This window comes from Pelistega suis, from assembly GCF_013133795.1.
Taxonomy (GTDB): Bacteria; Pseudomonadota; Gammaproteobacteria; order Burkholderiales; family Burkholderiaceae_B; genus Taylorella; species Taylorella suis.
Window position 1 is genome coordinate 200,476 of record NZ_JABGBN010000001.1, and the last position, 20,951, is coordinate 221,426.

A 20,951-nucleotide genomic window follows, 5' to 3' on the forward strand; every position below is an offset into this window, starting at 1 on the left:
ACCCTTAAATGTAACAGTAATAAATGTTATAGTTTTTTCTGATTAGCAATATATAGTGATATGAAGAAAGAGAAACTGCAGTTTTCTTGGCATGATACAAGATTTAGATCTTGGATTTATCAGGCCATTGTTTTGGTATTAGTGGTTTATTGTGGTTGGTATTTAATCAATAACACCATGCAGAATTTGGCTGCTCGTAATATTCAGACAGGGTTTGCTTTTTTAAATAAAGAAGCTGGCTTTGCTATTGGCGAAACCTTGATTGAATATAAATTGACGGATACTTATTGGCAGGCTATTAAGGTGGGTTTATTAAATACTATCTTAGTATCTGTGATAGGGATTATTTTATCGACTATATTAGGAATGATAATCGGTGTTGCGCGCTTATCGACCAATTGGCTCGTCAATAAATTGGCGTCTATTTATGTAGAGGTCATGCGTAATATCCCACTATTAATTCATTTATTCTTTTGGTATGCCTTGCTTACCGAGATGTTACCGGGACCGCGACAAGCCTTAAGTCCTATTGACGGTGTATTTCTTTCTAATCGAGGAATCAAAGTGCCTGCTTTTGAAGGGGCGTCCTTGGTATGGATGTTATGGGCATTGCTGATTGCTGTATTTTGCGCATTTTTCCTCGCTAAGTTTGCCAAAAACAAACAGAATAAAACCGGGCAAACAACACCGGTATTCTTTATGAGTTTAGGTTTGTTCCTTGTCATGCCATTACTTGCCTTTTTATTATCGGGAGGGCAAGTAGAGGTGATTAAACCAGAGTTAAAAGGATTTAACTTTGTTAATGGTTGGAGTTTCAGTCCAGAGTTAGCCGCTTTATTACTAGGCTTGGTGCTTTATACAGCAGGCTTTATTGCAGAAATTGTACGCTCAGGTATTCAAAGTGTTTCTAAGGGGCAATGGGAAGCGGGTGAGTCATTGGGCTTATCAAAGACTCAAACCCTAAGATTGATTGTGATGCCACAAGCCATTAGAGTGATGATTCCGGCGATGAGTAATACCTTTATGAACTTTACTAAAAATAGTTCATTAGCCGTGGCGATTGGTTATCCTGATATCGTGTCTATTGTAAATACTATGCTCACGCAGACAGGGCAAGCTATTGAGGCAGTGATGATTATTATGTTGGCGTATTTTACGTTAAGTATGATGATTGCCCTTTTTATGGCGTGGTATAACAAGCGTATGGCCTTGGTGGAGCGTTAAATGCAGACAGCAAATATTCAAAAGCCACCCATCAATAAAGGGATAGTGTTTTGGTTAAAAAATAACCTTTTTGCCTCTCCAGCCCATACCTTAGCGACTATTTTAGTCTTATGGTTCTTAGTTTTTTCTATTCCAGCGGTTATTGAATGGGCTTGGTTGCAGGCTAACTTTAGTGCGACTAGCGGACGAGAGTGTCAGCAATCAACAGGCGCTTGTTGGTCTTTTATTCAACATAAATATCGAATGATTTTATTTGGTATTTATCCTTTTGATGAACAATGGCGTCCTTTTTTGGTCACATTATTATTAATTGCGCTAATCGTTTATAGTGCTATTCCTAAGTTCTGGAAAAAATCCTTGCTTGCCGTATGGGGTATTGTGATTATATTGTGTGGCGTGTTGATGCAGGGCGGCGTGTTCTCACTAAGCTATGTGGAAACTTCACGTTGGGGTGGCTTGCCAGTGACGTTGATTTTGTCTATTTTTGGTATTGTCATAGCTACTCCAATAGGTATTTTATTAGCATTGGGTCGTCGCTCAGAGATGCCTTTAATTCGTACGTTGTGTATCGCCTATATTGAAATTATTCGTGGCGTTCCTTTTATTAGCTTGTTATTTATGGCTTCCGTTATGGTTCCTTTGTTTTTTCCTGAGGGGATGTCAATGGATAAATTGCTGCGAGCACAACTGGCCGTTATTATTTATGTTTCGGCTTATATAGCGGAGGTTGTTCGAGGTGGTCTGCAATCTATTCCTAAAGGGCAGTTTGAAGGAGCGGCTTCGCTAGGGTTAAATTACTGGCAAACAATGAGGTTGGTGATTTTACCGCAAGCCTTAAAAGTGGTCATTCCTCCGTTGGTAAGTATTTTTATCTCTGTTTTTAAAGATACATCACTTGTCGTGATTATTGGTATTTATGATTTAACCTTATCCGCTAAGGCGGCATTGGCTGATCCTATTTGGCAAGGTTTTAGTGTAGAGACGTATGTCTTTATTGGTTCGATTTATTTTGTATTTTGTTATGCTATGTCTAGGTACTCACGTTATATTGAGCAGCGATTAGACCTAGGTACGCAACGATAGGAGTATTCATGTCTAAAATAATGATTGAACTAAAAGATGTGAATAAATGGTACGGTGATTTTCATGTATTGAAAAATGTCAACCTGAGCGTAAAAGAAGGGGAGAAATTAGTCATTTCCGGTCCTTCTGGCTCAGGGAAATCGACATTGATTCGCTGTATTAATGGATTAGAAAGCCATCAGACTGGCGATATTATTGTTGATGGTACCGTATTGAATAATAACGTTAAACACCTTGAAAGTATTCGTCAAAAAGTCGGCATGGTGTTTCAACACTTTAATCTATTTCCGCATTTGAGTGTTCTTGAGAATTTGATGTTGGGTCCTGTATGGGTCTTAAAAAAGAGCAAAAAAGATGCGCATGATATAGCGATGAAATATCTTGAACGGGTGCAAATTGCGGATCAAGCACATAAGTTTCCCGGACAACTTTCTGGTGGACAACAGCAGCGAGTGGCGATTGCCCGCTCTCTCTGTATGTCACCTAAGGTGATGTTATTTGATGAGCCTACTTCTGCTTTAGATCCAGAAATGGTTAAGGAAGTACTAGAAGTAATGGTCGAACTTGCTGAAAAAGAGCGCATTACGATGCTTTGCGTGACCCATGAAATGGGATTCGCTCAAAAGGTAGCGGATTCGGTGGTATTTATGGATCAAGGTATGATTGTGGAGCAAACCCCTCCTGAGGAGTTCTTTACCAAACCACGTACCGAGCGCGGCCAACAATTCCTTGCGCAGATCTTGTAGCCTATGCATAGTGGGTAGGCCTTAGGCTATAATGTGCTTTTACTTATTCAATGAGTTTGATGTCGAGTATTAATCATGTCAAAGAAAAATTACGAATCTGAAGCGACTTTGTTTTTAAAACAATATAAAAAAGACCATCCAGAGACAATGCAAAAGCAGCTTGAAGGGCGTGCACGTCTTTGGGACAAAGAGGTAGATACAGAGCAGCAAGAGCAGTATAAAGCAGCACGCGTTTACCAAAAGCCTTACGTTTATCAAACACATTAATTTTTGATGAAGCCTATTCAGGCAGAGCTGGACGCATTAGTCGATCCAAATCATGATACGACACCGGATGTGATTGATTCGGTGGCGTTGGCTCGTTTGTACGGAGAGCCTTTATTTGATATTCCCCAAGATCTTTATATTCCTCCTGATGCATTAGAGGTTTTTCTAGAAGCATTTGAAGGACCTCTTGATTTATTGCTCTATCTCATTCGTAAACAAAACTTTAATGTATTGGATATTCCGATGGCGGAAGTCACTATGCAATATATGAGTTATGTTGAGCAAATCCGTGCTAAAAATCTTGAGTTGGCAGGCGAGTATTTGTTAATGGCGGCGATGCTGATAGAAATCAAGTCGCGTATGCTATTGCCCGTAAAGAAAAGCGATACTGGAGAAGAAGTAGAAGATCCTCGTGCAGAATTAGTCCGTCGTTTATTGGCTTATGAGCAGATGAAATTAGCTGCACGTAAACTCGATGAAATGCCACAGCTGGGTAGAGATTTTGAGCGAGCTAACGCACAGGCCAATATTAGCGTTGAGCGAATGCTACCAGAGGTCAATCCAGATGATTTACGTCAGGCTTGGCTAGATATTATTAAGCGTGCCAAGTTAAATCAACGACATCATATTTCTCGAGAACAACTCTCGGTGCGGGATCATATGAGTCATATCTTGCGACGTTTAGCCGATGTGCGCTTTATGGAGTTTAGTGAACTCTTTATGGAGCGTATTAATGAGGGTGCACCTCCAGCGGTTATTGTGGTACATTTTATTGCAATGCTTGAACTAAGCCGTGAGTTATTGGTCGAAATTACTCAAGCTGAGCCTTATGCACCTATTTATGTGCGTTTAACCTATACATCAAATACAACTGTTTAAAGGATTGTTGTGAAGATTGTTCATACTATTGAAGAGTTACGAGACCAATTACGTGGTCAATTAAGAACGGCTTTTGTCCCAACGATGGGTAATTTACATGAGGGGCATTTATCATTAATGCGTTTGGCTCGTCAGCAAGGTGATCCAGTTGTTGCCAGTATTTTTGTGAATCGCTTGCAATTTGGCCCTAATGAAGACTTTGATAAGTATCCTCGTACATTGCAAGAAGATATTGCCAAATTAGAAGAGCGTCGAGATGTTTATGTGCTATTTGCACCGACAGAAAAAGAGATGTACCCTGAGCCACAGAGCTATCGCGTACAGCCTCCTAGCGAATTGGGTAATATTCTGGAAGGTGAGTTTCGTCCTGGATTTTTTGAGGGTGTGAGTACTGTCGTGCTGAAACTTTTCTCCTGTGTACAGCCTAAAGTGGCTGTCTTTGGTAAAAAAGACTATCAACAATTGATGATTGTCCGTAGTATGTGTCGTCAATTCCAATTGCCTGTTCAGATTTATGCACATGAGACTGTACGTGAGGCAAATGGTCTTGCGCTATCGTCTCGCAATCGTTATCTAAGTGCGACCGAGTATGCCGAAGCCCCTATGCTGTATGCCACATTAAATGAGGTAAAAAATAAATTACTAGCAGGTAATTTAGACCGAGAGGCGCTTGAGTATGAGGCGACTAAGCGCTTAAACGATCGTGGCTGGAAAGTAGACTATATTGCGCTACGTAAACAAAGTAATCTGTTAGCACCAAGCGCAGACGAGCTTCTTAATAAAGAGCCCTTGGTTGTGTTAGGTGCGGCTAAATTAGGTAATACTCGCCTTATCGATAATTTAGAAATTTAAGCTTTGTTAAGCAATTCTTGGTAAACCTCTTCATATTCTTTTGTCATGCGTGAAGCGGTAAAATCCATTTTTTGCATATAAGCGTGAATATTGCTTTTCATCTCAGTCAGTTTAGAGGGATTATCAAGTAAGAACTGCAAAGTGTCTTGATAGCCTTCTAAACGATTGTCTTCGATAAGAAAGCCTGTTTCCCCTTGTTGTACAATTTCTGGTATACCGCCAGCTTTATTAGCAATAACTGGTACTTGATAAGAATATCCTTCCAAAATGACAAATCCCATTCCTTCAGAAGATGAGGGGAGGAGCTGGACATCCATATGTTTTAGCACAGATCCTATATAAGGATTAAAGGGAATAAAGGTAATATTTGGGATTCCAGAGGCTTGGGTTTTTAGCTCTGTTTCTAGTTCGCCAGACCCCACAATAAAGAAGTGTATTGATGGAAACCGTCGAGCTAACTCTATAGTCATAGGAAAGTTCTTTACCTTTAATAAATTACCAATATGTGCAACAGATAGACGATAGGAGTTAGTAGAGAAGTATTGCTCTTCGAACTCTGTATTTTCCTTTAAGGGTTTGATACAACCATAAATCGTACGAACATCGGGGTGAATAGCACGCATTTCTTCCGAAACTTGATGGCTGATTCCAATCAGTTTATCGACAGATTGATAAGACCGGAAGGACGATTTGTGACGAAATGGGATGCTAACACGACGTGTAATGAGAGCGGTTTGACCAGATATTTTTTTGAGCAACGCTGCAAAATGAGCTCCGCGACCATCAAGAGCATGAATGATGACAGGACGGCGAGTGAGAACAAGTTTAATTGCTTGCCATAAAGTGATAATTTTAATGGGATAGTTGGCTTGTTTGAGATGAGGAATAAATTTCCCCGATTTTTTACCCAGAAAAAATACCTCATAACCAGAGACATGTTTCATTAATTGCTCACTCTGGTATTCTCCTCCACCAAAGCCTTTTGCCATATTAATAAATAAAATTGCTGCTTGACGTTCTGCCATAAAGAAAGAGCCTCTCATTGATATTTTGGGCATTGAATTGATTAGTATAGCACCCAGCCAGAAGGAGTCAGTATTCTTTTGAGGGGAATATCATGCTCAGCAGCTTGATAGTGGCTATCTTCTATGAGACCTTCGTCCCAGCTTAAGCCAATTGTCAAAGGATCTTGTCCTCGTGCTATCCACTTTGCTAATGTTCTATCGTAATAGCCCTTACCATAACCTAGCCGATCTCCTTGGCGAGTAAAACCCACTAAGGGGGTAAACACAATGTCAGGGGTGAGATGAATTTCTTCTGAGGTTAGTGGTTCAGGAATATTAAAATGTCCCACTGTCATAGGCGATTGGCTAGTCCACCGGAAAAAATGTAATGGAGCATCTTTTTCAAGGACTTTAGGTAAGATGATATGGAATCCTGCTTGATCGAGCTTGAAGAGCAAGGGTTTAATATCAATTTCATGTCCAATAGGCCAAAAAGCCGCAATCAAAAGTTGAGGCTTAAAGTGTTGTTCGCAATAGTCCCATAAGAGTGAGCAGAGGCGTTGGCTATCCATGTCACGTTTTGAAACGGGAATCATTTTTCGTTTTGCCAAAAGCTGTTGACGTAACACGTTATAATCGACGCAATGATGATTGCTCATATGGGCGCTACCGCATTAAGGGATTGATATTTAATGAAAAAAATTGCTAAAAAGTACTTGTTTTTACCGTTGTTTACTATTTCTATGGCGGCATGTTCATCAGATTCGACAGGTGTGCATGCCAGCGCAGAAGAAAGTGATACAGAACAAATGGTGGCAAGTTACTCCAAGCCTAGAGTTGATTATAAACCAATTCGTATAGCGGATTCTGCGGCAAGAAGTAGTGTGGTACAAGCGTATGAGGCAATGCGAACCCGCCGTTGGGAAAGCTTGCCTGCCTTAGCACAAGCGGCTCAGGCAGATCACGAGTTGGGTAGTTATCCCATGTATTGGTACCTACGCAATCAATTAAGTCAAGTGACTATGCCAATTCCGACAGCGCAAGTACAGCAGTTTATCCAAGCAAATCCTAAAACTTATGTTGCCGAGCGACTTAAAGCTGAGTGGATGATTGCGGCAGCGGCACAAGGAGATTATGCGACAGTACTGAAATTAGGTCCTGTTGGTATTAATAATGTAGGTGCGCAATGTGCTTATGCACAAGCACAGATCCAAGCGGGTCAAAAAGTAGATGTGAAAAAGCTTGTCGCATCGATGAAGAATAATGATCGTTGTTGGTCTATGCTATCTGTTCTAAAAGCTAGCAGACAGCTGAGTGATGTTCAATTGCAGACTTTATTGCGTGATGCGGTCGAGTATGATGATAAAACCATGGCACGTCGTTATGCAGCGATGATGTTTACAGGCGATGCCATGACACAATTTAATGCACTGATGAATAATCCGAGTCAGTGGTTGGCAACACAGTCTGGGAGAGCGATTAATCGTACACAGGAAGAGCTCAGGGCGTTAGCCTTTAGTCGTTTGGCTCGTCAAGATCGTGATATGGGTATTGGGGTATTGCAAAGTCGCGGGGCAGAGCTTTTATCAGCGACGGATTTACAATGGGTCTATTCACAATTTGCTTTAATCGCCGTATTGAATCAAGAAAATCGTGCGGATGATTGGTATCGAGCTACTAAGGATTTACGCTTGAGTGATTATAATGCCGCATGGCGAGTACGTGCGGCTTTACGTCAAGATAAAGTAGACTGGAAACGTGTTGAGCAAACGATTAATTTTATGTCGCCAGAACAGCAAGAAGAAACTGCATGGCTGTATTGGAAAGGGCGTGCATTAAAAGCACAAGGAAAGGCAGAGCAAGCCAAAGCTTTATTTTCATTATTGAATAAGCAGTATGACTTTTACGGTCAATTAGCGCAAGAAGAGTTAAATGGCAAAATTGTTCTTCCAGCTCAAGCGGCACCAGTAACAGCGAAAGAACTTGCACATATCAAACAAAATACAGGCCTTCAGCGAGCAATTGCCTTATTTAACTTGGGCTGGCGAGCAGAGGGTGTAGCTGAATGGGGTTATGCGATTGCTGGCTTAAATGATCGTGATTTAATGGCTGCAGCAGAGTGGGCAAAAGAAGCGCAGCTTTATGATCGCGTGATTAACACCTCTATGCTAACTAAACACCAAGTCAATTTTAAACAACGTTATATCGCCCCATTTGAAGGACGTGTTGGTCAGCAAGCACGTAGTGTGGGCATTGAACCGTCTTGGGTCTATGGCTTAATTCGTCAAGAGTCACGCTTTGTTCCTGTGGCGCGTTCGAGCGTGGGGGCTTCTGGTTTAATGCAAGTGATGCCGGGCACGGCAAGATTGGTGGCGAGCAAAATAGGAATGAGTGATTTTTCTCCTAGCCGAGTTAATGAGTTCGAAATGAATACTGTGTTAGGAACCAACTATTTACGGATGACCTTGGATGATTTAGGTGGTAATGAGGTATTGGCGACTGCGGGCTATAATGCAGGTCCTAATCGTCCTAAACGTTGGCGTCAGACCTTTGCGCAACCTGTAGAAGGTGCAATTTTTGCGGAAACCATTCCGTTTACAGAAACACGTCTTTATGTCAAACACGTATTGTCTAATGCGATTTGGTACGATGCGATGTTTAATCATGGCAAAGTAAAATCACTTAAACAACGTTTAGGAATGGTAAGTCCGTGGTAATTCCTCAATTAGCTTTTACAGAAGATAAGTTTATCCAGGGTCTACATGTTTTTTGTGTTGGCGGTGCTGTCCGTGATACTTTATTACAGAGAGCAGAGGGTGATAAAGACTGGGTGGTTGTTGGAGCATCCCCAGAGGAAATGTTGGCGAGAGGATTTACGCCAGTAGGAGGGGATTTCCCTGTCTTTTTACACCCAGTCACTAAGCAAGAATATGCGCTTGCACGCACAGAGAGAAAGTCTGGCAGAGGCTATCAAGGTTTTACTTTTTATACCGGTAAAGAGGTGACGTTAACGGAGGATTTACAGCGTCGAGACTTTACGGTTAATGCGATGGCAACGGATAGTCAAGGTAGCTTGCACGACCCCTATCATGGTTACGAAGATTTAAGATTAAAACTTTTTCGACATGTCGGGGATGCCTTTATTGAAGACCCTGTTAGAGTTTTGCGCTTAGGGCGTTTTTTAAGCCGTTTTAGTGACTTTAAGGTTGCACCAGAAACAATCGTCTTGTGTCAGCAGATGGTGGCTAATAATGAAGTAGACGCTTTAGTGCCAGAGCGCATTTGGAAGGAAATTTCTCGTGCCTTGATGGCAGATTCCCCAAGTCGTTGTTTTGATTTTCTCCATGAGATTGGGGCGTTAAAACGAATTATGCCTTTGTTATCATGGACTCCGTCAAAAGCGCGCTTATTAGATAACACGGCGACGGCAGGATTAAATTTATCGCAACGGTACGCTTTATTAAGTCTAGGTACACCGGATATAGAAAAACTTTCTCAACAATTGCGTGTTGCTAGAGAACAAACCGATTATGCTAACTACTTGCCTGAAGTCGTTGCTGGTTTGGATGCGCTTTCTATGCCAAGTATGGAGGCACTAACAGAAACAAGTGCAGTCAATATCGTGGAGTTTGTAGAGCGCATGGATGGTATTCGTAAGCCAGAACGATTATTGGACTTAATAGCATTGACGATGCTTATTCGCGACAGCCAGCCAGCTTTGGACTGGCAACATATCATCAGCACTATTAAAGCTGTACCGGTGGGCGAGATTGCTCAACAATGTGAAGGCGATGTGGCTTTGATTAAGCAAAAAGTCAAAGCTGCTAGAGTGCAAGCATTATTAGCGATATAAGTAGTTTTCTCGTTATTTAAGACAGGAGAAGGATTGGATGACACATTATAGGGTGTGTCGTCTATCGCCACTGATAAAGCCAATCGGGTCAATATCCAGATTTTTTCCTAATAGCATTACTTTAAATAACTCCCCCATTTCGGCTTCAGAGAGGAGTTTTTGGACGGGACCTATTTGACGAGCGTAGTCTTTGACATCATTTGGGTCGAGTTGATTGAGCAGAGATAAAATGCCGCAATTCATGAGAAAACGAGCTTGACTGGTAAAGCCTAATACTTCTAAATTGCCACCAATAGCCGCATCTGCTATCGCCGTAAAATCGACATGAGCGGTAATATCTTGTAAACCAAGATAGCGTAAAGGGTCACTATGCGCATGGTGTTGTAAGTGACACATGAGCGTGCCTTGGTGGCGTTGAGGGTGATAATACTCGTTACGAGGGAAGCCATAATCAATAAGAATGACGCCACCTTTACGTAGGTAGTTGCCCATCTCACGAACCCAACTTTCTGCTTGTAAATTGATTTCTGTACGATACCCGGGGTAAGCAGGTAAGCGTGATTGTGCAAGGTCGAGAAGTGCGGGTGAGGCAGGTTTGGCTTGATAGGTAAGCTCATCACTTTGCCATGATACAAACACCTCTTCCAATTCTTGCGCTTGGTTCCATTGAATGAGCTTAACAGGCATGGCGTCCAATACTTCATTGGCGAGAATACAGCCTGTAAAGTCAGTAGGTAAGCTATCTAGCCAAGTAATTTGAGAGAGGAAGTCCTTGAGAGTTTCTTGTTGGCGTTGTCTAAGGTCGGCTGAGAGCTCTAGAATAAAATAGTGAATAGTAGGGTCGGCTAATTGCTCTAGGATAGCACGGGCGAGTTTGCCACTACCTGCACCGAATTCAAGAATATGCGAACTCTCAGCGGCGGTCAGGACTTGTTCTACTTGTATCGCCAATGTGCGCCCATACCAAGGACTTAACTCAGGTGCGGTGGTGAAGTCACCTTGAAGAACGGTTGTTTCATTATCGCCGCTGAGCTTAGTAAGACCACCTGTGTAATACCCCCAATACGGATTGTATAGCGCTTCTCTCATCCACTCTTCAAAAGATATACATTGCTTTGGTGCCCATTTCTCTTTGATGTGTGATAAAAATTGTTGGCTATGCTCAAGTGCTGCATAGCTAGGCGTAGGGAGCGACATAGTGGTTGTCCTAAAATTGGAAATCAAGAAGGGTTATTATAATATCCTGAAGAAAGATAAAGGAAAATAATAGGAGATAGGCATGAGGGTTATGTGGAGGAATAAGCCTTTTTTTAGGCTATGGTTGAGCTATACAGTAGCCTCTATTGCTGCAGCTGCTTTACCTACATTAATGACGTTAGTGATTTTGGACCTTTATGAAGCACTTAATGTGTTAGGTGTGGCATTAGCCGCAAGAACTTTCGGATTTATTGTGGGAGCTGTCACCTCTGGTTTTGTTTCCGATAGGTTTGTTCACAAAAAGGTATTATTGGGCTCAACACTTATTCGATTGTTGGCGACGGCAATCTTGACGTTTTGTATTTATCAACAATTATTTTTAGTGCTATATCTGACTATTCTGGTATTGGGAATAGGAGAAGGTATTTTTCGCGTAGCTTATCAAGCCATGATGGTCGATATGGTGAGTGAAGATGATCGTTTAGCGGCAAATGCTGTGAATACGCTGAGTATGCGGGTGTCGTTAACTGTTGCTCCTTTAATAGTAACCGTATCATTTTTGCATTTAGGTGGTTTGAATACATTACTTATTATTGTTTTTCTGTGGGTATTGTCTGTTTTGTCTATTTTATTTGTGGAAACTCTAGACACAAAGGAGATAAAACCTATATCAAAACTTTCAGTTTTTCAACATTATAAGGAAGGCTTCGATGAGGCATTACGACATCGGTGGCTAATGGCGGGATTGGGGGCATTGGCTATTTGGTTGTCATTAGGTTTTGCTGTTCAACAAATTTTACTGCCTGTCATTAGCAAAGAAGAATTGGCGGATGAAAGAATAATCGGTTGGGCATTAGGTGCGTATTCCTTTGGTGCTTTATTAGGATCTCTTCTTCTGAGTAAATATAATCCTAAGGCTTATGGAGCGACTGCATTTATTGCTTTGGGTATATATGGTTTTGTTCCTTTAGCGTTAATAACAGGAAATGAGTGGATAATTTATATGGCTTATTTTGCGGGTGGCGTGGGTATTGAAATATTTAATATTCCTTGGTTCACCGCGATGCAAAGAGAAATTCCCAAAGATAAGATGGGTAGGGTATCCTCTTTAGATTTTTTAGTGTCTTATGGCATTAGTCCTCTGTCACTAGCCGTGCTGCCTTATTTTATTGCTCAATTCGGACAGGATGTGATATTAATCTTTTGTGGTGTCATGACACTTATAAGTGCTTTGGCTGTACTGCTTGTCCCTGGGGCATGGCATATGAAAGAGCCGAAATTATCACAAGCTTATTCCAAGAAAACGCATTAACTTGGAATAATTGTTTGAATTAATCTAAGTAGTCGGATTAACAGAAGAGCTTATTCCAAGAAAACACATTAACTTGGAATAATAGAGAGGTTTATTCCAAGTTGATGGCTTAATAGTTTCTTATTAAGCCCATTGACGAGTTACTGATTTACGCTTTGTACTGCGGGCAGCAGGTTTTGCAGAGCGCTCACTACTGCGTGAGCGTTCGCTGCTACGAGAGCGAGCAGGGCGTTCATCTTGAGCGAATTTTTTGCTACGACCTTCTGGTTTAGTGGCTGTTTTACGAGGTGCTTTTTCTTCACGATTGTATTTTGGTTTTGCACTACGTGCACCACGCTCAAAATCAGCGAACTTAGGTTGCTCATCTTTCCCTAGGCGTTTTTTAATACTTTTCGCTTCACGAGCACTGAGAACCTCAAAATCACCCTCTAGTGTATCCACAAAGTCTAAACGACTGGCTGGACGATCTTCTTTGCGAGCCTTACGTGGTTTTTCACCGAATGGATTGCGGTCATCACGGCTACCGCGACGTTCCTCTCTAGAAGGGCGGTCAAAATCACGCTCACCGCGAGCAGTCTCACGTTCACGTGTAAATTCACGATCATCACTACGGTCGAAAAATTCAACATCGCCACCTTTACGACGAGCAAAGCCACTACGCGCATGGTCTTTTTCTCGAGATGATTTACGATCACGACCACCGCCAGCAGATTTACCACGACCTTTGCTATCTTTGGTTTTTACCGGTTTTGGAGTTGGTTCTAGACCTGGAATAACATCCGTTTCAATCGTTTGACCGATAAATTGTTCGATACGACGTACCTTAAAACGTTCACTATGTGTTGCGAGTGTAAAAGCTAGACCATTACGACCTGCACGACCTGTACGACCGATACGGTGAACATAGTCTTCAGGTTGCATAGGTAAATCATAATTGATAGAGTGAGTAATGCCTTGTACATCAATACCGCGTGCAGCAACATCAGTCGCCACTAAGACTTGGATACGACCTTTTTGGAGGAAGTTTAATGTACGTGTACGTTGGCGTTGATTCATATCACCATGTAAAGCCGCTGCTGCAAAGCCGTCGTCTTCAAGACGCTCGGCCAAATCATCGGCACCGCGTTTTGTTGCTGTAAAGACAATCGCTTGTTCTAGGCTTGAGTCACGTAATAAGTAATCTAATAAACGGAACTTATGTCCATGGTCATCTGCATAGAGTAAGCATTGTTTGATGTTGTCATGCTTATTCTTTTGATCAGCAATCATAATGCGTTGTGGTTCATCTAGCATTTCTTCCGCTAGACGAGCAACGCTACCTTCAAAAGTCGCAGAGAACATTAATGTTTGACGGCTTTTGGGTGTTTGAGCCACAATGCTTTCGATATCATCAATAAAGCCCATATCCAACATACGATCGGCTTCATCTAAGACAAGACTATGGATTTTAGATAAGTTAACGCGCTTAGCTTGTAAGTGATCGATTAGGCGACCCGGTGTCGCAACAAGAATATCTACACGGCGAGATAGTGCTTTAATCTGTGCACCATAGGGCATACCACCGACGACTGTTGCGATACGCAAGTCTTTCATACCTGCACTATAGACCTTAGCGGCTTCCGCGACTTGTAGGGCGAGTTCTCGTGTTGGTGTCAATACAAGCATTTGTACACTTGGATTTTTCTCTTTGCTTGGTACGGCTTGTGTGGCCATTTTTTGTAAAGCAGGCAGCATAAATGCCGCTGTTTTACCACTCCCTGTTTGTGCGGTGACGATGAGGTCGTGACCTTCTAATGCCATAGGAATGGCTTGTTCTTGTACTTTTGTTGGGTTTGTAAAACCAGCTTTTTTAATCGCGTTAAGCAAAACGGGGGCTAAGCCCAGATTGTCAAATGACATGGCTAATTGTTCCTATTGTCGGTACATCGTGCCGACCAGAACAACCAATTACCGATAGAGGTAAGGCCAAGAAGGTAGGAGCGATGAAATCATGTAAAAGATGACAAGCATACCTGAAATTTATCGTAAGGTAAACAAAAATATAGAAAAATCAATAATTTATGTTGTATTAAAGTGTTTCCAATGCGTTTTTGAGTGCTTGGTGATATGTGCTGAGAAGGTTGTTCTGCAAGGCTATTTGTTCTTTGTAACTATTTTCTTGAGGGTCATGAGTGGGTGAACTCCAGAAGGATGAGGGATAATGTAAATCCCATTTAAAACGAGGAATAATATGCCAATGAATATGAGGCACCATGGTGCCGAATTGTGCAAGATTAATCTTGTCGGGTGATAAGCATTCGCGTTGGACTTTTTCGACAAGGTAGACGTATTCCATGAGACGATGACGCTCTTCAGTGGTGAGGTCGGTCATTTCGGCAACGTGTTTTTGTAATATCACGCGAGTAAAAGCAGGGTAATGGGGCTCATTTGCATTAATGACGCGGATAAAGTCGTTTTGGTAGATTAATGTGCCACCAATTTCTTGGCAAAGGATGCAATTGCTCATTGTTGTGGGTCCTTGTTGTTAGTGGGTTGATGCTATCGATTGCTATGGTTCGCAGCACGTTCCGCGCAGTCGCTAATCACCCCCCCCTAGCACTACTGTGTAACGCCAACCTACCTACAGGTTTTTGTCAGTCGCTCGAACAGAGCCTCACTTCGTTCGCCTAACTCGCTTTGTGATCAAAAACCTCTCCGGCAGGTTAGCTTGGGTGATAGTGCGGGTGAATGCCGTCCTCATGGAGAGAACTTGATGTACCGAGCGAGTTTGGAAACGGCGAGCGTAGCGTAGCACTTTCCTTGTTCGAGCGAATACACAAGTTCTGTAGTGAGGACGGATGGCAGTAAATAACACCTTTCTGGAGCAAGCGTAAATCACCTGTAGTGAGGCATTTAAACTGTTGATTAGATGAGATTAGCAATTACGCAAACAACCTCTCTAATGCCTCGCCGGGGTTATCCTCGCGTATAAACGCTTCACCTACTAAGAATCCGTAGACATTATGCTCATTCATACGAACCACATCATCACGTGTATGAATGCCACTTTCTGTGATAAGCATACGGTCATCAGGAATGTCATTAATGAGCTCAATCGTGTTTTTAAGATCCACTTCAAAGGTACGTAGATTACGATTGTTAATGCCAATGAGCGGACTCTTTAAATTTAAAGCACGCTCTAATTCGGTACGGTCATGCACTTCAATGAGCACATCCATTCCTAAGCTAAAACTTGCCTCTTCTAGCTCTTTTAATTGAGCATCAGATAGGGCTGAAACGATAAGTAAAATACAATCGGCTCCCATGGCACGTGCATTAATGACTTGATACGGATCAATCATAAAGTCTTTGCGTAACACGGGGAGAGAGCATGCTGCGCGTGCTTGGCGTAGATAGTCTGGAGAGCCTTGGAAAAATTGCTTATCTGTCAGGACGGATAAGCAAGTAGCACCATGAGCTGCATAGCTAGTCGCAATTTCTGCTGGATTAAAGTTTTCGCGGATGATGCCTTTTGAGGGAGAGGCTTTTTTGACTTCAGCAATCACCGCATTTTTTTTGGCATTAATGCGTTCACGTAAAGCGTTAGCAAATGCACGAACATCTTTACGTGCATTTGCCTCTGCAAGTAAATCGCTTTCGCTACGAAGCTTTTTGAGGACAGTAATCTCTTCACGCTTAACAGCAAGAATTTTTTCCAGAATATCTGACATTATTGAAACTTCCTTGTATATTCACAGAATTGGTGTAATTTAGCTAATGCAGCGCCATTGCTGATAAGCTCATCTGCTTGTTTAATGCCATGTTCAATGCTATCGGCTTTATTGCCTGCATAAATGGCTAAGCCAGCATTTAACATAACGATGTCACGGCAAGGGCCAGGGTTATTGTTTAGGACCCCGCGAATAATATCACGAGATTCTAAACTATCTTTAACACGCATATTTTTGGTGGAGTACATGGATAAACCAAAGTCTTCTGGATGGATATCATACTCACGAATCAAGCCGTCTTTAAGCTCACCGATACGTGTTTTAGCACCAAGGGATGCTTCATCTAAGCCATCCATTCCATGCATAATAATGACGTGACGAGCGCCGAGTTGTTTTAGTACACGTACTTGAATGCCTACTAAATCAGGGTGAAATACCCCCATTAGCTGATTTCTTGCACCTGCAGGATTCGTGAGAGGGCCAAGAATATTGAACATCGTACGGACGCCTAACAGTTTACGTATAGGAGCAATATTTTTCATGCTGCTATGATGATAGGGTGCAAACATAAAACCAATATTTGTCGCCTCTAAACATTCTTTGACTTGTAAAGGGTCTTTAATGTCAATATTGGCACCTAGTGCTTCTAATACATCAGCACTTCCTGAGGATGAAGAGGCGCTACGATTCCCGTGTTTAGCGATAGGTACGCCGGCAGCAGCGGCAATAAACATAGAGGCTGTTGAGATATTAAAGGTATGGCTGCCGTCACCACCAGTACCACACATATCAAGGGCATCATCTGCATTATCAATAGGGACTGGTGTTGCAAATTCACGCATGACTGTTGCGGCCGCCGTGATTTCGCCAACGGTTTCTTTTTTTACTCGAAGACCCATTAATAGGGCTGCAGCAACGGGTTCGGGCATCTCTCCACGCATAAGAGAACGCATAAGCTCTAGCATTTCTTCATGAAAGATTTCTCGGTGTTCAATACAACGGGTAAGTGCTTCTTGATAGGAAATTGTCATACTACACCTTTAAGTTTAAAAAGTTTTGGAAAAGCTTATGACCATATTCGCTAAGAATAGATTCAGGATGAAACTGTACGCCATAAATAGGTAGAGTTTTATGGGCAACACCCATAATCTCACCGTCTTCTGTTTCGGCAGTAATCGTCAAACAATCAGGAATAGTCTCGCGCTCAATCGCTAAAGAGTGGTAGCGAATCACACTATATGGTGATGGAATATCTTTAAATAAATCAGTGTTGCGATGCGTGATTTTACTCGCCTTACCATGCATGATAGTTTTTGCGCGGATTATTTTGCCGCCAAAGGCTTCACCGATAGCTTGATGACCTAGACATACGCCAAGGATAGGTTTTTTACCGGCAAAGTGTTTAATTACGTCAAGAGAGATACCCGCTTGTGCTGGGTCACAAGGCCCCGGAGAAATACAAATATAATCAGGGTTGAGCGCTTCGATTTCGGCAATGCTGGTTTGGTCATTGCGTAATACGCGCACATCTTGTCCCAACTCTCCAAAGTATTGCACGATGTTATAGGTGAACGAGTCGTAATTATCTAGCATTAATAACATGATGATTCCTTTAGATAGGTTGGTCTAAACCATATTGAACTTGTTCTGCGGCACGTAAGACAGCACGCGCTTTGTGTTCTGTCTCTAACCATTCTTTTTCGGGGTCAGAGTCAGCCACAATACCTGCGGCGGCTTGAACGTAGAGCATACCGTTTTTGATAAGACCAGTGCGAATAGCAATCGCCACGTCCATTGCACCGTTATAACTTAAATAGCCTGCCGCTCCACCATAAATACCACGACGGACAGGTTCAAGCTGATCAATAATTTCCATTGCTTTAACCTTAGGTGCACCGGTGAGTGTACCTGCTGGGAAGGTTGCACGGAGTACATCAATGGCATCCATATTGTTGTTTAGTGTTCCTTCAACATTAGAAACTAAATGCATAACATGAGAATAGCGTTCAATCGTCATTTGATCGGTGACTTTGACAGAGCCAATTTTAGCGACACGACCTACATCATTACGTGCTAAGTCAATTAGCATTAAATGCTCTGCAATTTCTTTTGGATCATTACGCAACTCTTGAGCTAGTGCTGCGTCTTCGCTTGGGCTGTCACCACGTTTGCGAGTGCCTGCTAATGGGCGAATCGTGATACGAGATTGCTCTGCTTGATGCTCGTCTGTGAATTGCTCTTGGCGAACCAGAATTTCGGGTGAAGCTCCGACTACATGGAAATCACCGAAATTCCAGTAATACATATAAGGAGAGGGATTTAAACTGCGTAATGAACGGTACAGAGATAGAGGGGAGTCACGGAATGGTTTAGCAATGACTTGACCAATCTGTACCTGCATTAAATCGCCTGCAGCGATATGTTCTTTTGCTTGTTCAACGGCTTTGATAAAGTCAGCTTTCTTAAACGAACGAATTTCCTCTGTGACTAAGCTTGGTAAGCTATAGGGAATTTCCACCGGTTTACGTAATAAGGTGCGAAGTTCTAAAAGACGTTTTTGAGCCTTTGAAAAAGCTTCTTGTTCGGAAGGGTCTGCATAAACGATGAGATAGGTGCGGCCAATGACGTTATCAACAATGACCATTTCATCAACTTGCATTAATAAAATATCAGGAATGCCATCTAGCCCTTCGGGGAAAGGCTTGACTGCTGGGCCTAGTTTGCTTTCAATATTACGAATAGTGTCATAACCAAAATAGCCTGCTAGACCCCCTGCAAAGCGAGGAATACCCGGACGTAAAGCCACTTTAAAACGTTTTTGGTATTCTTGAATAAAAGTTAAAGGATCCCCCTCATAAGTCTCTACCACTTGTCCGTTACGGAGTACTTCGGTATGCTGACCTTCAGCTTTGATGACGGTACTCGCTGGTAAGCCAATAAAAGAATAACGTCCAAAACGCTCACCACCTACGACAGACTCAAGTAAACAGCTCATCTTTCCAGCCTCTCTGCCAGAATGAGCTAATTTTAAATAAATACCCAATGTTGTATCAAGATCCGCATAGGTCTCTTTGATGATAGGGATACGATTGTAGCCTTGTGCGGCGAGTGCTTTAAATTCAATTTCAGTCATCATTATCGTCTTCTAAAAAGTTATATGCAAACCGAGTAGATACAAAAAAACCCGGTCCACACGAGGTTTGCCGGGTTTTGCTCTTATTCACTGAACATAAGCTAGGCTTGTGTATACAGCGATTGTTGCGATCTGTTAAGATACAGTAGATGCAATCAACCCGACAGACGAACGCCACCAACGCCAATAGTTGGCGTAAGCATTAGCGAAGTAAGTGGTGAAGTTTTGCATCATTATATCTATATAAAGTTAAATTAATTTTGCGAAAAAATCCAATCAGCCGCAAAACTGATATCCTCTACTATAGCATTAACTGTTAAATTTTGTACAGATTTCCCTTCGTTATAACCATATGGCAAGACCAGAACATCCATATTGGCGGCGTTGGCAGCTTGCGTATCATTGAGTGAATCACCGATGAATACTGTGTTTTCGACCTCTACCCCTAGTTTTTGACAAGCATAAAAAAGTTGATCGGGATGTGGTTTTTTTAATGCACAGGTATCTCCACTGACCACAATGTCAAAGAAAGGTGCTAAACCAGTTTTTTGTACAAGAGGGAGAGTAAACTGCTCGGGCTTGTTGGTGACAATTCCTAGTTTTAATCCTTTTTCTTGCAAACGAGCTAAACCTGATAAGACATTAGGGTATAACTCGCTTTGTGTGCCATTGGACTGGTGATAAAAGGTATTAAAAAATGCTTCGGCTTGTTCAAAAAGAGCGGGCTCTGGTTCGATATAGTTTAATTGAGCACAGAGAGCTCTTTTAATCAAGACAGCCGTACCTTTGCCGACAAAGTTGCGTAAATCCGCTAAGGGAAGGGTCTCCCTACTCATAGCCTTTAACATGGCATTCGCAGCATGCGCAATATCTGGGACGCTATCGACGAGCGTGCCATCTAAATCAAATAAGACAGCTTGATATTTCATTAGCGTGCGACCTTAGCAATTTCTGAACGCATCTCGGCAATGACTTTAGCATAGTCTGGTTTGCCAAAAATCGCTGAACCAGCAACAAAGGTATCGGCTCCGGCAGCGTAAATTTCGCCAATATTATCGACTTTTACGCCACCATCGACTTCGAGGAAAATCTCTTGACCGCCTGTTGCGTGATAAGTATCAATGCGATGACGTGCTTCACGGATTTTTTGTAGCGTAGAGGGAATAAAAGATTGTCCACCAAAACCGGGGTTAACTGACATTAATAAAATGACATCAATTTTATCCATCACATAGTCAAGATAATGCAAAGGCGTGCCGGGATTAAAAACAAGTCCCGCTTTACAGCCATGATCACGAATCAAGGCTAAGCTGCGATCAATATGTTTTGAGGCTTCAGGGTGAAAGGTAATGATGTCTGCGCCCGCTTTCGCAAACATAGGAATGAGGCTGTCGACGGGCTCTACCATTAAATGAACATCAATAGGGGCTGTCGTGTAGGGACGAATAGCTTGGCATACCATGGGGCCTATTGTTAAGTTGGGTACGTAGTGATTGTCCATTACATCGAAATGAATCCAATCGGCACCAGCCTTAACGACATTGCTAATTTCTTCACCTAAACGAGCAAAGTCAGCAGAAAGAATACTAGGGGCGATACGAGCAGCGTTTAATGTCATAATTTGTAAGGTAGTGTAAGGATAGGGGATACACACTAGTGTATTAATTAATGAAGTATTATATTACTTTATT

The 20,951-nt window shown here is 42.1% G+C and carries 20 protein-coding genes; 9 read left to right on the forward strand and 11 right to left on the reverse strand.

Annotated elements, in window-relative coordinates:
* Nucleotides 1-60: 60 nt before the first annotated feature.
* The 6 genes from HKX39_RS01010 (at nt 61) to panC (ending at nt 5,051) form a co-directional block, all read left to right on the forward strand.
* Nucleotides 61-1,224, forward strand: a complete 1,164-nt coding sequence (locus HKX39_RS01010; protein ID WP_171679453.1) for an amino acid ABC transporter permease — start codon at nt 61-63, stop codon at nt 1,222-1,224.
* Entirely contained in the window at nt 1,225-2,307 is a 1,083-nt protein-coding gene (locus HKX39_RS01015) for an amino acid ABC transporter permease (RefSeq protein ID WP_171679454.1), read from the forward strand. It abuts the gene before it with no gap.
* Nucleotides 2,308-2,315: 8 nt separating this feature from the next.
* On the forward strand, nt 2,316-3,053 hold the full coding sequence (locus tag HKX39_RS01020; protein WP_281356360.1) for an amino acid ABC transporter ATP-binding protein: 738 nt from the start codon (nt 2,316-2,318) through the stop codon (nt 3,051-3,053).
* 75 nt (nt 3,054-3,128) lie between these two features.
* Nucleotides 3,129-3,320, forward strand: coding sequence for a DUF3460 family protein (locus tag HKX39_RS01025; protein WP_171679455.1), 192 nt, complete (start codon nt 3,129-3,131; stop codon nt 3,318-3,320).
* 6 nt (nt 3,321-3,326) lie between these two features.
* On the forward strand, nt 3,327-4,199 hold the full coding sequence (locus tag HKX39_RS01030) for a segregation and condensation protein A (protein ID WP_171679456.1): 873 nt from the start codon (nt 3,327-3,329) through the stop codon (nt 4,197-4,199).
* 9 nt (nt 4,200-4,208) lie between these two features.
* Nucleotides 4,209-5,051 (forward strand): pantoate--beta-alanine ligase, encoded by an 843-nt coding sequence (gene panC, locus HKX39_RS01035; protein WP_171679457.1) that lies wholly within the window; start codon nt 4,209-4,211, stop codon nt 5,049-5,051.
* Here panC and HKX39_RS01040 read toward each other — a convergent pair.
* Nucleotides 5,048-6,076, reverse strand: a complete 1,029-nt coding sequence (locus HKX39_RS01040) for a glycosyltransferase family 4 protein (RefSeq protein WP_216605008.1) — start codon at nt 6,074-6,076, stop codon at nt 5,048-5,050. The genes panC and HKX39_RS01040 overlap by 4 nt on opposite strands.
* Before the next feature lie 41 nt (nt 6,077-6,117).
* Nucleotides 6,118-6,714, reverse strand: coding sequence for a 5-formyltetrahydrofolate cyclo-ligase (locus tag HKX39_RS01045; RefSeq protein ID WP_171679458.1), 597 nt, complete (start codon nt 6,712-6,714; stop codon nt 6,118-6,120).
* A gap of 33 nt (nt 6,715-6,747) precedes the next feature.
* On the opposite strand from HKX39_RS01045, the gene HKX39_RS01050 reads away from it, so the two are divergent.
* On the forward strand, nt 6,748-8,772 hold the full coding sequence (locus HKX39_RS01050; RefSeq protein ID WP_171679459.1) for a lytic transglycosylase domain-containing protein: 2,025 nt from the start codon (nt 6,748-6,750) through the stop codon (nt 8,770-8,772).
* Complete coding sequence (locus HKX39_RS01055; RefSeq protein WP_343043403.1) at nt 8,766-9,908, forward strand: tRNA nucleotidyltransferase/poly(A) polymerase-related protein; 1,143 nt, start codon at nt 8,766-8,768, stop codon at nt 9,906-9,908. The genes HKX39_RS01050 and HKX39_RS01055 overlap by 7 nt, the downstream gene beginning before the upstream one ends.
* 45 nt (nt 9,909-9,953) lie before the next feature.
* Here the strand turns inward: HKX39_RS01055 and HKX39_RS01060 are convergent, their stop codons facing one another.
* On the reverse strand, nt 9,954-11,105 hold the full coding sequence (locus tag HKX39_RS01060; RefSeq protein WP_171679460.1) for a class I SAM-dependent methyltransferase: 1,152 nt from the start codon (nt 11,103-11,105) through the stop codon (nt 9,954-9,956).
* A 91-nt stretch (nt 11,106-11,196) separates the two neighbouring features.
* Between HKX39_RS01060 and HKX39_RS01065 the strand changes: the two genes are divergently transcribed.
* Nucleotides 11,197-12,417 carry an MFS transporter gene (locus HKX39_RS01065; RefSeq protein ID WP_281356434.1) on the forward strand — a complete coding sequence of 407 codons (1,221 nt, stop codon included), beginning with the start codon at nt 11,197-11,199 and terminating at the stop codon, nt 12,415-12,417.
* Between the two features lie 123 nt (nt 12,418-12,540).
* Here the strand turns inward: HKX39_RS01065 and HKX39_RS01070 are convergent, their stop codons facing one another.
* The 8 genes from HKX39_RS01070 to rpe form a co-directional block, all read right to left on the reverse strand.
* Entirely contained in the window at nt 12,541-14,316 is a 1,776-nt protein-coding gene (locus tag HKX39_RS01070; RefSeq protein ID WP_171679462.1) for a DEAD/DEAH box helicase, read from the reverse strand.
* 169 nt (nt 14,317-14,485) lie between these two features.
* Complete coding sequence (locus HKX39_RS01075; protein ID WP_171679463.1) at nt 14,486-14,923, reverse strand: HIT family protein; 438 nt, start codon at nt 14,921-14,923, stop codon at nt 14,486-14,488.
* Nucleotides 14,924-15,338: 415 nt separating this feature from the next.
* Nucleotides 15,339-16,127 carry an indole-3-glycerol phosphate synthase TrpC gene (gene trpC, locus HKX39_RS01080; RefSeq protein ID WP_171679464.1) on the reverse strand — a complete coding sequence of 263 codons (789 nt, stop codon included), beginning with the start codon at nt 16,125-16,127 and terminating at the stop codon, nt 15,339-15,341.
* On the reverse strand, nt 16,127-17,158 hold the full coding sequence (gene trpD, locus HKX39_RS01085; protein ID WP_171679465.1) for an anthranilate phosphoribosyltransferase: 1,032 nt from the start codon (nt 17,156-17,158) through the stop codon (nt 16,127-16,129). Before trpD ends, trpC begins: the two co-directional genes overlap by 1 nt.
* Nucleotide 17,159: 1 nt before the next feature.
* On the reverse strand, nt 17,160-17,729 hold the full coding sequence (locus HKX39_RS01090) for an anthranilate synthase component II (protein ID WP_171679466.1): 570 nt from the start codon (nt 17,727-17,729) through the stop codon (nt 17,160-17,162).
* Between the two features lie 10 nt (nt 17,730-17,739).
* Nucleotides 17,740-19,260, reverse strand: coding sequence for an anthranilate synthase component I (gene trpE, locus HKX39_RS01095; protein ID WP_171679881.1), 1,521 nt, complete (start codon nt 19,258-19,260; stop codon nt 17,740-17,742).
* A gap of 254 nt (nt 19,261-19,514) precedes the next feature.
* Nucleotides 19,515-20,189: a phosphoglycolate phosphatase gene (locus HKX39_RS01100; RefSeq protein ID WP_171679467.1), complete on the reverse strand. Its 675-nt coding sequence runs from the start codon at nt 20,187-20,189 to the stop codon at nt 19,515-19,517.
* Nucleotides 20,189-20,878, reverse strand: a complete 690-nt coding sequence (rpe, locus tag HKX39_RS01105; protein ID WP_171679468.1) for a ribulose-phosphate 3-epimerase — start codon at nt 20,876-20,878, stop codon at nt 20,189-20,191. Before rpe ends, HKX39_RS01100 begins: the two co-directional genes overlap by 1 nt.
* Between the last annotated feature and the right edge of the window lie 73 nt (nt 20,879-20,951).

Bases quoted from the DNA above. Each gene is read 5' to 3' on its own strand.
- HKX39_RS01010 (WP_171679453.1), top strand. From the start codon at position 61: ATGAAGAAAGAGAAACTGCAGTTTTCTTGGCATGATACAAGATTTAGA.
- HKX39_RS01015 (WP_171679454.1), top strand. From the start codon at position 1,225: ATGCAGACAGCAAATATTCAAAAGCCACCCATCAATAAAGGGATAGTG.
- HKX39_RS01020 (WP_281356360.1), top strand. From the start codon at position 2,316: ATGTCTAAAATAATGATTGAACTAAAAGATGTGAATAAATGGTACGGT.
- HKX39_RS01025 (WP_171679455.1), top strand. From the start codon at position 3,129: ATGTCAAAGAAAAATTACGAATCTGAAGCGACTTTGTTTTTAAAACAA.
- HKX39_RS01030 (WP_171679456.1), top strand. From the start codon at position 3,327: ATGAAGCCTATTCAGGCAGAGCTGGACGCATTAGTCGATCCAAATCAT.
- HKX39_RS01040 (WP_216605008.1), bottom strand. From the start codon at position 6,076: ATGGCAGAACGTCAAGCAGCAATTTTATTTATTAATATGGCAAAAGGC.
- HKX39_RS01045 (WP_171679458.1), bottom strand. From the start codon at position 6,714: ATGAGCAATCATCATTGCGTCGATTATAACGTGTTACGTCAACAGCTT.
- HKX39_RS01050 (WP_171679459.1), top strand. From the start codon at position 6,748: ATGAAAAAAATTGCTAAAAAGTACTTGTTTTTACCGTTGTTTACTATT.
- HKX39_RS01060 (WP_171679460.1), bottom strand. From the start codon at position 11,105: ATGTCGCTCCCTACGCCTAGCTATGCAGCACTTGAGCATAGCCAACAA.
- HKX39_RS01065 (WP_281356434.1), top strand. From the start codon at position 11,197: ATGTGGAGGAATAAGCCTTTTTTTAGGCTATGGTTGAGCTATACAGTA.
- HKX39_RS01070 (WP_171679462.1), bottom strand. From the start codon at position 14,316: ATGTCATTTGACAATCTGGGCTTAGCCCCCGTTTTGCTTAACGCGATT.
- HKX39_RS01075 (WP_171679463.1), bottom strand. From the start codon at position 14,923: ATGAGCAATTGCATCCTTTGCCAAGAAATTGGTGGCACATTAATCTAC.
- trpC (WP_171679464.1), bottom strand. From the start codon at position 16,127: ATGTCAGATATTCTGGAAAAAATTCTTGCTGTTAAGCGTGAAGAGATT.
- trpD (WP_171679465.1), bottom strand. From the start codon at position 17,158: ATGACAATTTCCTATCAAGAAGCACTTACCCGTTGTATTGAACACCGA.
- HKX39_RS01090 (WP_171679466.1), bottom strand. From the start codon at position 17,729: ATGTTATTAATGCTAGATAATTACGACTCGTTCACCTATAACATCGTG.
- trpE (WP_171679881.1), bottom strand. From the start codon at position 19,260: ATGACTGAAATTGAATTTAAAGCACTCGCCGCACAAGGCTACAATCGT.
- HKX39_RS01100 (WP_171679467.1), bottom strand. From the start codon at position 20,189: ATGAAATATCAAGCTGTCTTATTTGATTTAGATGGCACGCTCGTCGAT.
- rpe (WP_171679468.1), bottom strand. From the start codon at position 20,878: ATGACATTAAACGCTGCTCGTATCGCCCCTAGTATTCTTTCTGCTGAC.